Origin of the sequence: Rhizobium sp. NFR03 (genome assembly GCF_900111275.1) — a bacterium.
In the GTDB taxonomy this organism is placed as follows: Bacteria; Pseudomonadota; Alphaproteobacteria; order Rhizobiales; family Rhizobiaceae; genus Ferranicluibacter.
On the sequence record NZ_FOGR01000003.1, the window covers coordinates 226,735 to 239,721 of the forward strand.

Annotated in this window: 16 protein-coding genes; 3 read left to right on the forward strand and 13 right to left on the reverse strand. The window is 60.8% G+C overall.

The genetic code is table 11. The features are described from left to right. Positions 1-32: 32 nt before the first annotated feature. The 3 genes from BSG19_RS10800 to BSG19_RS10810 are packed head-to-tail and all read left to right on the forward strand — an operon-like array spanning position 33 to position 2,459. Complete coding sequence (locus BSG19_RS10800; RefSeq protein ID WP_092987759.1) at positions 33-1,019, forward strand: RluA family pseudouridine synthase; 987 nt, start codon at positions 33-35, stop codon at positions 1,017-1,019. Further along, on the forward strand, positions 1,019-1,675 hold the full coding sequence (locus BSG19_RS10805; RefSeq protein WP_092987761.1) for an HAD-IA family hydrolase: 657 nt from the start codon (positions 1,019-1,021) through the stop codon (positions 1,673-1,675). The genes BSG19_RS10800 and BSG19_RS10805 overlap by 1 nt, the downstream gene beginning before the upstream one ends. Then, on the forward strand, positions 1,668-2,459 hold the full coding sequence (locus tag BSG19_RS10810; protein WP_092987763.1) for an ATP12 family chaperone protein: 792 nt from the start codon (positions 1,668-1,670) through the stop codon (positions 2,457-2,459). The genes BSG19_RS10805 and BSG19_RS10810 overlap by 8 nt, the downstream gene beginning before the upstream one ends. Positions 2,460-2,461: 2 nt before the next feature. On the opposite strand, the gene sugE is transcribed toward BSG19_RS10810, so the two are convergent. The 13 genes from sugE to rplR form a co-directional block, all read right to left on the reverse strand. Further along, entirely contained in the window at positions 2,462-2,776 is a 315-nt protein-coding gene (gene sugE / locus BSG19_RS10815; protein ID WP_092987765.1) for a quaternary ammonium compound efflux SMR transporter SugE, read from the reverse strand. A 101-nt stretch (positions 2,777-2,877) separates the two neighbouring features. After that, positions 2,878-4,194, reverse strand: coding sequence for a replication-associated recombination protein A (locus BSG19_RS10820; RefSeq protein ID WP_092987767.1), 1,317 nt, complete (start codon positions 4,192-4,194; stop codon positions 2,878-2,880). Then, positions 4,191-5,696, reverse strand: a complete 1,506-nt coding sequence (locus BSG19_RS10825; protein ID WP_092987769.1) for a DegQ family serine endoprotease — start codon at positions 5,694-5,696, stop codon at positions 4,191-4,193. Before BSG19_RS10825 ends, BSG19_RS10820 begins: the two co-directional genes overlap by 4 nt. 290 nt (positions 5,697-5,986) lie before the next feature. Continuing rightward, the gene (rplQ, locus tag BSG19_RS10830) at positions 5,987-6,412 is read right to left on the reverse strand and encodes a 50S ribosomal protein L17 (RefSeq protein ID WP_062596569.1); all 426 of its coding nucleotides are present in this window, start codon (positions 6,410-6,412) and stop codon (positions 5,987-5,989) included. 136 nt (positions 6,413-6,548) lie between these two features. Continuing rightward, entirely contained in the window at positions 6,549-7,559 is a 1,011-nt protein-coding gene (locus BSG19_RS10835) for a DNA-directed RNA polymerase subunit alpha (protein WP_062468254.1), read from the reverse strand. A gap of 100 nt (positions 7,560-7,659) precedes the next feature. Then, the gene (gene rpsK, locus BSG19_RS10840) at positions 7,660-8,049 is read right to left on the reverse strand and encodes a 30S ribosomal protein S11 (RefSeq protein ID WP_062468256.1); all 390 of its coding nucleotides are present in this window, start codon (positions 8,047-8,049) and stop codon (positions 7,660-7,662) included. Positions 8,050-8,282: 233 nt separating this feature from the next. Beyond that, positions 8,283-8,651: a 30S ribosomal protein S13 gene (gene rpsM, locus BSG19_RS10845; protein WP_062596570.1), complete on the reverse strand. Its 369-nt coding sequence runs from the start codon at positions 8,649-8,651 to the stop codon at positions 8,283-8,285. A 242-nt stretch (positions 8,652-8,893) separates the two neighbouring features. Then, a complete protein-coding gene (locus BSG19_RS10850) occupies positions 8,894-9,490 on the reverse strand; it encodes an adenylate kinase (protein WP_092987771.1) in 597 nt (198 codons plus the stop codon). Then, positions 9,487-10,827 carry a preprotein translocase subunit SecY gene (gene secY, locus BSG19_RS10855; RefSeq protein WP_092987773.1) on the reverse strand — a complete coding sequence of 447 codons (1,341 nt, stop codon included), beginning with the start codon at positions 10,825-10,827 and terminating at the stop codon, positions 9,487-9,489. Before secY ends, BSG19_RS10850 begins: the two co-directional genes overlap by 4 nt. Positions 10,828-11,142: 315 nt before the next feature. After that, entirely contained in the window at positions 11,143-11,625 is a 483-nt protein-coding gene (gene rplO, locus BSG19_RS10860) for a 50S ribosomal protein L15 (RefSeq protein ID WP_092987775.1), read from the reverse strand. A 13-nt stretch (positions 11,626-11,638) separates the two neighbouring features. Continuing rightward, a complete protein-coding gene (rpmD, locus tag BSG19_RS10865) occupies positions 11,639-11,839 on the reverse strand; it encodes a 50S ribosomal protein L30 (RefSeq protein WP_062596574.1) in 201 nt (66 codons plus the stop codon). Between the two features lie 13 nt (positions 11,840-11,852). After that, entirely contained in the window at positions 11,853-12,422 is a 570-nt protein-coding gene (gene rpsE / locus BSG19_RS10870; protein WP_092987778.1) for a 30S ribosomal protein S5, read from the reverse strand. Positions 12,423-12,612: 190 nt separating this feature from the next. Further along, positions 12,613-12,975: a 50S ribosomal protein L18 gene (rplR, locus tag BSG19_RS10875; RefSeq protein ID WP_062468270.1), complete on the reverse strand. Its 363-nt coding sequence runs from the start codon at positions 12,973-12,975 to the stop codon at positions 12,613-12,615. Between the last annotated feature and the right edge of the window lie 12 nt (positions 12,976-12,987).

The following is a 12,987-nucleotide window of genomic DNA, read 5'->3' on the forward strand; positions in this document are numbered from 1 at the left end:
CCCTTGGCCGCCTAGGACGAAAGACCACTGACATGGCGGGTATCGAGCACAAGACGGTGGAAGCCGACGAAAACGGCATGCGCCTCGATCGCTGGTTCAAGGTGCATTATCCCGGTCTCGGGTTCGGGCCTCTCCAGAAGCTGCTCCGCTCCGGTCAGGTCCGCGTGAACGGCGGCCGTGTCAAATCCGACTTCCGCGTGGAAGCCGGCCAGTCCATCCGTATTCCCCCGATGGATGTCGATGAAAATCGCAAGACGGGACCGATCCCGAACCACGACCTGAAGCACTCGTCTGACCACGAGCTTCTCTCCCGTATGCTGCTGCATGAAGATGCCAAGGTGATCGTGCTGAACAAGCCGCCGGGCATCGCCGTGCAGGGCGGCTCCGGCCTCAACCGCCATATCGACCAGATGCTGGAAGCGTGGACCAGCCCGAAGGGCGAGAAGCCCCGCCTCGTGCACAGGCTCGATCGCGACACGTCCGGCGTTCTGGTCGTTGCCCGTACCCGCGGTGCTGCCCAGAAACTGACAGGCGCGTTTCGCGAGCGCGATACGAAAAAAACCTATTGGTCGCTGGTCAAGGGCGTGCCACGCAAGCGCGAAGACAAGATCTCCAGCTGGCTGGTCAAGGAGCAGACCCCGGACGGCGACCGGATGCGCATCGCCCGCCACGGCGACGATGGCGCGGACCATGCGATATCCTACTACCGCGTTCTGGAGCAGGCAGGCCAGAACTTCGCGTGGCTGGAAATGGAGCCCTATACCGGCCGGACGCACCAGTTGCGTGTCCACGCCCTGCATATCGGCCATCCCATTCTCGGCGATCCCAAATATTTCGACGATGCCCCCAGCTGGAATTTCCCAAGCGGTGTCCAGAACCGCCTTCACCTTCATGCCCGTAAAATCGATATTCCGCATCCGGATGGTGGCCGCCTGACGATAACGGCGCCGATGCCCCAGCACATGGTCCAGACATGGAACCTCTTCGGTTTCGATATGGCCAATGCCGGAGAGGAATGATGCGGCTCGTCCTGTTCGATTGCGACGGCACGCTGGTGGACAGCGCCGGCCTGATCCATGCGACGATGGCGCTGACCTTCGAAACCTTCGGCCTCGCGCCACCGGCGCTTGAGAACACAAAGTCGATCATTGGCCTGACCTTGGACATTGCAATCGCCCGACTGACGGGCGAACCGCATGTCAACGAACAGGCGCTTGCGATGACGGCGCATTACAAAGCCATCTACACGAACGTCCGTGCCTCGGGCATTTCCGAAGCGCCATTCCCCGGCATCGCCGCCATGATGGAAACGCTCTCGCACCGGGACGATCTGGTGATCGGTGCCGTTACGGGCAAATCCGGGCGCGGGCTGGACATGATCCGCACGTCGCACGGCTTCGACTTCAAGGTTTCGCGCACTGCGGACGATTGTCCGTCCAAGCCGCATCCTGCCATGGTCACCGAATGCTGCGCGGAAACCGGTTTTGATCCGCTCGACACGCTTGTCATCGGCGATGCGATTTACGATATGCAGATGGCAAAAAGTGCGGGAGCGACGGCGATCGGCGTTTCCTGGGGTTATGCGCCCACAAGCGCCCTGCTTGCCGCCGGCGCCGACCATATCGTCCAGACGCCGGACGATATACTTGCCCTGCTGGAGACTGCGCATGCCTGATATCCGCGACGATTTTGAAAACACCTTCAGCGATCCCGACCCGGTTCGCCGCGCACAGATCCAGATGCTCAAGCCTCTGCCAAAGCGGTTCTACAAGGATGTCTCGATCGGCCGCAGCGAGGGCGACGGCTTTGCCGTCCTGCTGGACGGGCGCACGGTCAAGACACCCGCCAAGCAGGTGCTGGCGGTACCGACCGAAAGCCTGGCCGAGCTTCTGGCAGCGGAATGGGAAGCGCAGGTCGAGAACATCGATCCCGCCACCATGCCCGTCACGCGTCTGGTCAACACCGCGCTTGATGGCGTGGCGAAGGATATTCGCGGCGTGTTCGATGACATTCTGAACTTTGCCGGCACGGATATGCTGTGTTATCGCGCAGACCAGCCGGAAGGGCTTGTCGCCCGTCAGCAGGCGCAATGGGATCCTGTTCTCTCCTGGGTTTCGGAAACCTTTGGCGCTCGGTTTATTCTCGCCGAAGGCGTGATTCACCAGCGTCAGCCGCAAGCGGCTATTTCGGCCTTTGCCGAAGCGTTGCGGGCCTATGCGACACCGCTCGGTCTCTCCGCTCTTCACGCGATGACGACGCTGACCGGCTCCGCCATCCTGCCACTCGCCATCGCCGAGGGTCGTCTGAGCGTGGTTGAGGCCTGGGCGCTTGCCCATCTGGACGAAGATTGGCAAATCGAACATTGGGGCACGGATGACGAAGCCTTCCAGCGCCGCGAACTGCGCTGGCGCGACATGCAGGCGGCAAACGCGGTGCTTGATTCGCTCCGAACGACCTGAGTTCAGGCCGTCAGTTTAAGCCCGGCAATGCCTGCGACGATCAGGCCGATGCAGCCAAGCCGAAGGGCGGTTGCCGGCTCCGCAAACAGAACGATGCCAAGGATGACGGTGCCGACCGTTCCGATCCCCGTCCATATCGCATATGCCGTTCCGAGCGGCAGGGTGCGCAAGGCCATCCCGAGCAGCACAATGCTCGCAATCATGGCGGCAATGGTCAGCATGGTGGGAAGTGGTTTTGAGAAACCTTCGGTATATTTCAGGCCGATAGCCCAACCGATTTCGAAAAGTCCGGCGAGGAAAAGCAGAAACCAGGACATGGAGATCACTCCTGCTAGGAGCGAGGCCGTCCCCGCGGTGATATGAATTCGCGGTCGTCCGCTGCGTCGCTTATGCCACATCGGCTGGCATCGCGCAATCGTCAGCCAGCTCCGCCTCGCTCCTTGCGCAGCTTGTCCCACCAGTCCAGCCGCTTGCGAATATCACGCTCGAAGCCGCGTTCCGGGGGATCGTAGAAGGTCTGCCGGCCCATCTTTTCGGGGAAATAATCCTGCCCGGAGAACGCATCCGGCTCGTCATGATCGTAGCGGTAGCCATCCCCGTAGCCCTCGCCCTTCATCAGCTTGGTCGGCGCATTCAGAATGTGCTTGGGTGGCAGCAGCGATCCGTTCTGCTTGGCCGCACGCATGGCTGCCTTGTACGCCGTATAGACAGCATTCGACTTCGGCGCGGTCGCGAGGTAGACGCAGGCCTGCGCCAGCGCGAGTTCCCCCTCCGGCGAGCCCAGATAGTCGTAGGCGTCCTTGGCCGCGTTGCAGATCACAAGGGCTTGCGGATCGGCCAGTCCGATATCCTCGACAGCCATGCGAACAAGCCGGCGTCCGAGATAAAGCGGATCCTCCCCCGCATCGAACATGCGGCAAAGATAATAGAGTGCCGCATCGGGGTCCGATCCTCGGACCGCCTTGTGGAGCGCGGAGATGAGATTGTAGTGGCCGTCCTGTCCCTTGTCGTAGACCGGCGCCCGGCGCTGGACCACCTCCTGCAGCCCGGCGACGTCGAAGGTCTCTCCTTTGCGCGCGGCACGCCAGACCTCTTCGGCCAGCGTCAGAGCAGCGCGCCCGTCGCCGTCCGCCATGCGGATGAGGCTTGCCCGCGCATCTTCGTCGAGCGGCAGAGGCTTGCCTTCCGTCGCTTCTGCCCGCCCTAGAAGCTCTGCCAGGCTCTCCGCGTCATGGGAGCGGAAGGTCAGCACACGCGCGCGCGACAGGAGAGCCGCATTCAGTTCGAAGGATGGATTCTCCGTCGTTGCGCCGACGAGGATGATCGTACCGTCTTCCATGACCGGCAGAAAGCTATCTTGTTGCGCCCGATTGAACCGGTGGATCTCGTCCACGAAGAGCAACGTCTGCCGGCCGGACATGCGCCGGGCACGGGCCGTCTCGAAGACCTTCTTGAGATCGGCCACGCCGGAAAAGATCGCCGAGATCTGCTCGAAGGCCAGCCCGGTCTCGCCCGAAAGGAGCCGCGCCACGGTCGTCTTGCCCGTGCCCGGCGGGCCCCAGAAGATCATGGAGCCAAGAGACCCGGAATCGATCATGCGCCGCAACGCGCCGTCTTCTCCCGTCAGGTGCGCCTGCCCGGTCACATCCGCCAGGCTCTGCGGCCGCAGCCGATCCGCAAGCGGTCGCTTCGCCAGCATTCCCTCCGGCTCATGCGGCGCAAACAGATCGCTCATCGGAAGAACTGGCGGATCCGCTGCCCATCACGCAGGATCTCGACGCGCCAGAATGCGGGATCGCCCGCCGCCACCTTGACCAGCGTCTCGGTCTTGTCGATGGGCACGCCATTCACCGCGATGATGACGTCCTTCGGTGCAAAGCCGACACGCGCGGCTGGCGAACCTCGGTTGATCGCTGTGATCACGACCCCTTCGGACGTTGCCGGCATGCGAAGTTCATCGGCAAGCCGCGGCGACAGATTACCGACGACAGCGCCGGAAAACGGCGTACGGCCCTCGATCAGCCTCTCATCGCGCGGAGCCGTTTCCGGCGCCCGTTCGAGCCGCAGCACCACATCGCGAACCTTGCCGTTATCAGCAACGCTCAGCCGAGCATCCTTGCCGATGCCGACAGTGGTCAGGCGGTAGCCAAGCGCATCGGGATGTTCGACCGGGATACCATTGACGGCAGTGACGACTTCACCAGGACGGATGCCGGCCTTCTCGGCCGGGCCACCCTCGATCACGGAACTTACCAGCGCCCCCCGCGCCCGATCGAGCCCGAGGGCGTCGGCGACTTCCGACGTCACCGGCTCGAAGCTCGCACCGATGAAGGGACGTACGAAGCTGCCCGTTCCGCCCTTTGCCGACTCGATGAAGACCTTGACGAGATTGGCAGGAATAGCGAACCCGACGCCATTCGACCCGCCGCCGCGAGAGAAGATCGCAGTGTTGATGCCGATCAGCTCCCCCTTCATGTCTATCAGGCCACCGCCCGAATTACCCGGATTGATCGCGGCATCGGTCTGAATGAAGAAGCCGAAATCGCTGCCCGGAGTGACCTGATTGCGTGCAAGAGCTGACACGATGCCGCTTGTGACCGTCTGGCCCACGCCAAACGGATTACCGATGGCAAGCACGAGATCTCCGACCTCGACGCTATCCGAATCACCCAGCGGGATCGTCTGAAACGGGACGTTACCCTCGATCTTGAGGACAGCGAGATCCAGCCGATCGTCTTTCAGCACGACCTTCGATTCGAACTCGCGCCCATCCGCCAGCGCGACCTTGATGTCATCAGCGCCCTCGATGACATGGTTGTTCGTGACGACGATGCCATCCGCTCCGACGATCACGCCAGACCCGAGCGACGACTGTTTCTCCGACCGGTTCGGCATCCGCTGGCCGAAGAACTGCTGGAGGAAAGGATCATCGGCGAGCGGAGAGCGGCTCTCCACAAGCTTTTCCGCATAGACGTTCACCACAGCATTCGCCGTCTGCTTGACGAGCGGTGAGAACGACATCTGCATGTCCGCCCGGCTCTCGGGGACCGCCTTGGTCGTCCCATCCGGCGCAGTGCTCCTGCTGGCAACGGGTGTCGTCACAGCGCTCGTCTTCAACTGGTCGACCGTGGGATAGGACACACTGAGATCGGTGGGCGCGACGAAGTGCGCAAGGAACGTGATAATGACGAGGCCGGCAATACCGGATAGGACGAGCGACACTGGCGAACGGCGCATGGAGAACCCTTGATGAAACGAGGATAGCCAGAAGTTTAGACGATGATCGGCTCATCGCAAAACTCCCGTCTCTAGTTCTATGGCATTGTCCAAAGGCGAAGCGAACAGGCACCGCCTGGAAATGCACTCTTCGTGAGAAATAGGATGAAGCGCTGCGAAAGCAAAGACATCGTCTTCGGCAAAAGCATGGCGCGCACCGTTCTTCCGGCTGTGAGCCGCCGGTAGACCTATACAAACGAAAACAGCCGGACTTTCGCCCGGCTGTTTTCAAACTCACATGCCTGAAAGAATCAGGCTGCTTCGGCGGCGTCCGCTTCAGCTGCAACGCGGGCCTTGTCGGCTGCGCCCTTCGCGTCAACGTCACGATCAACGAACTCGATGACAGCGATCGGAGCATTGTCGCCCTGACGGTAGCCAGCCTTCATGATGCGAAGGTAGCCGCCGTTGCGGGTCGCGTAACGGGTTGCGATGGCGTCGAAGAGCTTGGCGACGACGGTGACGTCACGGATCTGCGAGATGGCCTGACGACGAGCGTGAAGGTCGCCGCGCTTGCCGAGCGTGACGAGCTTTTCGACGATCGGGCGGATTTCCTTGGCCTTCGGCAGCGTCGTGATGATCTGCTCGTGCTGGATCAGCGAAGCCGCCATGTTGGCGAACATCGCCTTACGGTGGCTGGCGGTACGGTTCAGCTTGCGGCCGGCTTTCTGGTGGCGCATGGCTATTCTCCTTTATGCAGGTGTCGCTCTCTCTGGAGTACCTGCCGTTTCCTGGCACATACAGGCACCGCGCCGTTTCCGGCCGGGCCTGCTGTTTGACGGGGAAAGGCAGAGTTTGGACCTGCCTTGTCTGTTCTTAGTATTGGTCTTCGTAACGCTTTGCGAGATCTTCGATGTTCTCAGGCGGCCATGCGGGCACTTCCATGCCGAGATGCAGGCCCATGGAAGCGAGAACTTCCTTGATTTCGTTCAGCGACTTGCGGCCGAAGTTCGGAGTCCGGAGCATTTCGGCTTCCGTCTTCTGAATGAGGTCGCCGATGTAGACGATGTTGTCGTTCTTCAGGCAGTTTGCCGAGCGAACGGACAGTTCGAGTTCGTCCACCTTCTTGAGAAGAGCCGGGTTGAACGCGAGTTCGGTAACGGCTTCCTCTTCGGCTTCCTTCTGCGGTTCGTCGAAGTTAACGAAGACGCCGAGCTGATCCTGGAGAATACGCGCTGCGAAAGCAACGGCATCTTCACCAGTCACGGAACCGTCGGTCTCAATGGTCATCGACAGTTTGTCGTAGTCGAGAACTTGGCCTTCACGGGTGTTTTCCACCTTGTAGGACACTTTCTTGACCGGCGAATAAAGGCTGTCGACCGGGATGAGGCCAATGGGTGCATCTTCCGAACGGTTGCGATCCGCAGGAACATAGCCCTTGCCGTTGTTGACCGTGAACTCCATGCGGATCTCCGCGCCCTCGTCGAGCGTGCAGATAACATGGTTCGGGTTCAGGATCTCGATATCGCCGACCGTCTGGATGTCGCCAGCCGTGACAACACCCGGGCCCTGCTTGCGAACGACCATGCGCTTGGCATCGTCGCCGTCCATCTTGATGGCGATTTCCTTGATGTTCAGAACGATGTCGGTGACATCTTCGCGAACGCCCGGGATCGAGGAGAATTCGTGTAGAACGCCGTCGATCTGCACGGCCGTTACGGCAGCCCCGCGGAGCGACGAGAGAAGAACGCGGCGCAGCGCGTTGCCGAGGGTCAGACCGAAGCCACGCTCCAGCGGTTCCGCGACAAGGCTAACCTTGGTGCGACCGGAAGACGTGAACTCGACCTTGTTCGGCTTGATCAGTTCCTGCCAGTTTTTCTGAATCATATGTTTTGCCTTCCGTTCGTTGCCACCATCCATTCGTGGCAACGGAGCCCTGAAGCGCCGGCGAGAGCAATCTCCCGCCGGACCTGATGACGAGCGCGTATTAGACGCGGCGCTTCTTGCGAGGACGGCAACCATTGTGCGGGATCGGCGTCACGTCACGGATGGACGTGATCATGAAGCCGGCTGCCTGCAGTGCGCGCAGAGCCGATTCACGACCGGAACCCGGACCGGTGACTTCGACTTCGAGCGTCTTCATGCCGTGTTCCTGCGCCTTCTTGGCAGCATCTTCAGCGGCGATCTGAGCTGCGAACGGCGTCGACTTGCGCGAGCCCTTGAAGCCCTTCGAGCCGGCCGACGACCATGCAATGGCATTGCCCTGCGCATCGGTAATCGTGATCATCGTGTTGTTGAAGGACGAGTTCACGTGGGCGACGCCCGTCGAGATATTCTTGCGTTCGCGACGACGTACGCGTGTGGCTTCCTTGGCCATGTTTACCCTTTCACGGATCTCTGCACCGCCGTAATTCCAGCGGCTACACCGGGGAGACTCGCTCCCCACTTTCATCAGCGACGCCGGAACCTTCCAGAGGCTCCCCGGCATCGCGGCGATATCAACGCTGCCGTATTTCCAGCAGCTCCACCGAATAATGGCCAAGCCATCTCCGACATACCAAAAAGAGGCCGGCGCTTTGCACCAGCCTCCTCACCCCCGTCACCGGGAGATTATTTCTTCTTGCCAGCAATCGCCTTTGCCGGGCCCTTGCGGGTGCGGGCATTGGTGTGCGTGCGCTGGCCGCGAACGGGCAGCGAGCGACGATGACGCAGGCCGCGGTAGCAGCCAAGGTCCATCAGACGCTTGATGTTCATCGACGTCTCGCGACGCAGGTCGCCTTCGACCTGGTATTCGCGGTCGATGGCCTCGCGGATCTGAAGAACTTCAGCATCCGTCAGCTGATGCACGCGGCGTTCAGCCGGGATACCGACCTTTGCGACGATTTCCTGTGCGAATTTCGGTCCGATCCCGTGAATATAGGTCAGCGCGATAACAACGCGCTTTGCCGTCGGGATGTTGACGCCAGCGATACGAGCCACGTCTGTTCTCCTTGCTTCCAGTTGCCATCCGGCAATAGGTGCTTCTATGCAGCCTTGAATAGCCGTCAGTTTCAATTCTCGTTCGGAACACGGGACAAATGCCGAGCCCGGACTTCACGTATGAAATCCGCGCCATTCCCCTGCATGTTGCGAGTTAGGGCGGTCTTTAGACGGAATCGGCCGGAAAAGTCAACTCCCGGCCAGTCCTTTTCTTATCCTACAAGGCTTTGCGCCCGGTATCGTCAGGCTTCAGCCGCAGCCGAAGCAAGAATCTCGTTGATCTGTCGCGTAACAGTCTCCACAGGCGCCATTCCGTCCAGCGTCTTCAGCTGGCCGGTCTTCGCATAATGCTGCGAAAGCGGTGCGGTCTTCTCGCGATATTCGACGAGACGCTTCTTAACCGATTCTGGATTGTCATCCGAGCGAACTTTGCCACCTGCGGCCAAAGTTTCCGCGACTCGATTCTCGATACGCCGCAAAAGAGCAGCCTCATCGACCTTAAGCTCGATGACGGCATCCAGTTTCAGCCCTTTGCTCTCGAGCATGTGCCCCAGCGCTACGGCCTGCGGAACCGTCCGCGGATAGCCATCCAGAATGAAACCGTTGGCACAGTCATCCGCATCGATGCGATCCGAGACGATCTCGTTGACAATCTCGTCGGAAACGAGCTGACCGGCGTCCATGACCGCCTTCGCCCGCTTACCGACAGCGCTCTCCTCCGCGACAGCGGCGCGCAGCATGTCACCGGTCGACAACTGAGGAATGCCGAAGCGCTCCGTCAGAAGCTTGGCCTGTGTCCCCTTACCGGCTCCGGGCGGTCCTAAAAATATCAGTCTCATCGGCCCCTCTTCCCTCCACGCAACTTCGACTTCTTGATCAGGCCCTCGTACTGCTGGGCAATCAGATGACCCTGGATCTGTGCTACGGTATCAAGCGTCACACTGACAACAATCAAAAGCGACGTACCACCAAGGTAGAACGGCACCCCGGTCTGCGCGATAACAAATTCCGGCAGAATGCAGACAAAGATCAGGTAAATCGCCCCGATGACGGTAATGCGGGTCAGGACGTAGTCGATGTACTCAGCCGTACGTTCCCCCGGACGAATGCCGAGAATGAACCCGCCGTGCTTCTTCAGATTGTCGGCCGTGTCCTTCGGATTGAAGACGATCGCCGTGTAGAAGAAGGCAAAGAACGCGATCATAGCGGCGTAGAGCACCATGTAGAGCGGCTGGCCATGCGCAAGCGAACCGACGATCGTGGTTGCCCAGCCCGGAAGCGTGGCGCTGTCTGCGAAGCCGGCAAGCGTTGCAGGCAGCAAGAGTAGCGAAGACGCGAAAATAGCGGGGATAACGCCGGCGGTATTCAACTTCAGCGGCAGGTGCGACGTGTCGCCCTGGAACATGCGGTTGCCGACCTGGCGCTTCGGATACTGGATCAGCAGGCGGCGCTGCGCGCGCTCCACGAAGACGATGAGCGCGATGACGCCGACGACCATGATGATGATGCCGAGAATCAGCGGCGTTGAGAGTGCACCGGTACGGCCGAGCTCCAGAGTGCCTGCAAGAGCCGTGGGAAGATGCGCCACGATGCCAGCGAAGATGATAAGCGAGATGCCGTTGCCGATACCGCGCGAGGTGATCTGCTCGCCGAGCCACATCAGGAACATCGTGCCGCCGAGCAGCGAGATGACCGTTGAGATGCGGAAGAACCAGCCCGGATCGTTCACGAGGCCACTGCCGCTCTCAAGGCCGACTGCAATACCGTAGGCCTGCAGCAGACCGAGCAGAACCGTGCCGTAACGCGTGTACTGGTTGATGATCTTGCGGCCCTGCTCGCCTTCCTTCTTCAGCTGCTCCAGAGACGGCACGACGGACGTCATGAGCTGGACAATGATCGAAGCCGAAATATAGGGCATGATTCCCAAAGCGAAGATCGCCATGCGCGAGACCGCGCCGCCGGAAAACATGTTGAAAAGACCGAGGATGCCGCCGCTCTGCCCCTGAAAAGCCTGGGCGAACGCATCGGGATTGAGACCCGGAAGCGGGATATAGGTGCCGAGCCGATAGACCAGCAGCGCGCCGAGCGTAAACCAGAGGCGCTTCTTGAGGTCCTCCGCCTTCGCGAACGTCTTGAAATTGAGATTGGAGGCGAGCTGTTCCGCTGCAGAAGCCATGCGATTCTCCGCGTAGCCAGTTCCGAACCCGCGGCGTCAGACCCGGCCGACTCCGGAAAAGCTTCAATTACGTTTCTGCACGACGTCTTAGAACCAAATCGATTGAAAGAGCAATCATGCGCTTGTCGATATCTTCAGGCATATCGTCACATCCGCTGGGAATGTCCACCGTTCGCCTCAGAAGATCCGGCATGGAGACGCTGGCCACGCGGCCGACCTCCCCCTGCCCCTCACGTCTCGCCCGCGCGCACCGCGCGTCCTCCAGACGCAATAAACCGCCCGGTGTGTAGCACCCCGGGCGGCCTGTCTTCAAGATTATTCGCTGGCAGCGACCGGCTTGACGGACAGCAGCTTGATGGAGCCGCCAGCCTTCTCGATCTTCTCGATAGCGGACTGCGAGGCGCCGGCGACTTCGATCGTCACCTTCCCCGTCAGCTCGCCGTCCGAAAGAACGCGAACGCCGTCACGTGCGCGACGGATGATGCCGGCAGCCTTCAGGGCCGCAGCATCGATCGTTGCGGAAGCGTCGAGCTTCTTGGCGTCGATGGCGGTCTGGATACGGCCGAGCGACACGACAACAAAATCCGAACGGAAGATGTTGTTGAAGCCGCGCTTCGGAAGGCGACGGTAGATGGGCATCTGACCGCCTTCAAAGCCATTGATCGCGACGCCGGAACGGGCCTTCTGACCCTTGACACCACGACCTGCCGTCTTGCCGGAGCCGGAGCCGATACCACGGCCAAGACGCTTGCGCGAATGGGTGGCACCTTCGTTGTCTCTGATTTCATTCAGCTTCATGATGGTATCTCCCTCACTTCTCGTCGATAACGCGGACGAGGTGCTGGACGGACCGGATCATGCCGCGAACGGAAGGTGTGTCTTCCAGCGTGCGCACCCGGTGCATCTTGTTGAGACCCAGGCCAATCAGCGTTGCACGCTGGCTGGCGGGGCGGCGGATGGGGCTGCCGATCTGCTCGACAGTAACCGTCTTACCGGTGGTTTCAGTGGCCATCGTACGGACTCCCTTATTCTTCCGACGTGACGCCAGCCGCTTCGCGACGGGCCTGCAGCGTAGCGAACTTGAGGCCGCGCTGTGCCGCGATATCCTTCGGGTGCATCTGGTTCTTCAGAGCATCGAAAGTGGCGCGGATCATGTTGTAGGGGTTGGACGAACCGGTCGACTTGGCAACGACGTCGTGCATGCCGAGCGTTTCGAAAACGGCGCGCATCGGGCCGCCGGCGATGATGCCGGTACCAGCCTTAGCGGCACGCAGCAGGACCTTGCCGGCGCCGTGGCGGCCGTGAACGTCATGATGCAGGGTACGACCGGAGCGAAGCGGAACGAAGATCAGTTCGCGCTTGGCAGCTTCGGTAGCCTTGCGGATGGCTTCCGGCACTTCGCGCGCCTTGCCATGCCCAAAGCCGACGCGGCCCTTCTGGTCGCCGACGACGACAAGAGCAGCAAAGCCGAAACGACGGCCGCCCTTCACCACCTTGGCGACGCGGTTGATAGCAACGAGCTTGTCAACGAATTCGCTGTCGCGCTCTTCGCGGTTCTGGCGGTCGTCGCGAGAACCTCTTCTTTCTTGTGCCATTGTCCTTTTCCTTTTTCTTTTCCGGGTGCAATCGGCAGATTGATCGGTGCCGCCCCTCGATGTTCGAGAGTACGGCGAATTCCCAACAAGGCTTCGGCCCGGATATACCGGGCCGGCCCGTCGTGGAAATCGGAGCCTTACTTGTCTTCGTCAGATTCGGAAAGTCGCATTCGGACTTTCCCTATCGAACTTAGAAGTTAAGGCCACCTTCGCGGGCAGCTTCAGCCAGGGCCTTGATGCGGCCATGATAGATGAAGGCGCCACGGTCGAAGACGACGTCCTTGACGCCAGCTTCGGAAGCACGCTCCGCGAGGAGCTTGCCGACGGCAGCAGCTGCCGCCGTGTCAGCGCCCGTCTTCAACGACGTGCGGAGACCGGTGTCGAGCGTCGAAGCGGACGCCAGCGTCGTGCCGGCGACATCGTCGATGACCTGTGCGTAGATGTTCTTCGACGAGCGATGAACCGACAGGCGCGGACGGCCGTTGGCGACCGCCTTGATTTGACGACGAACGCGCGAAGCGCGACGTACAAGATTATCTTTCCTGCTAGCCATTTCGCGTGATCC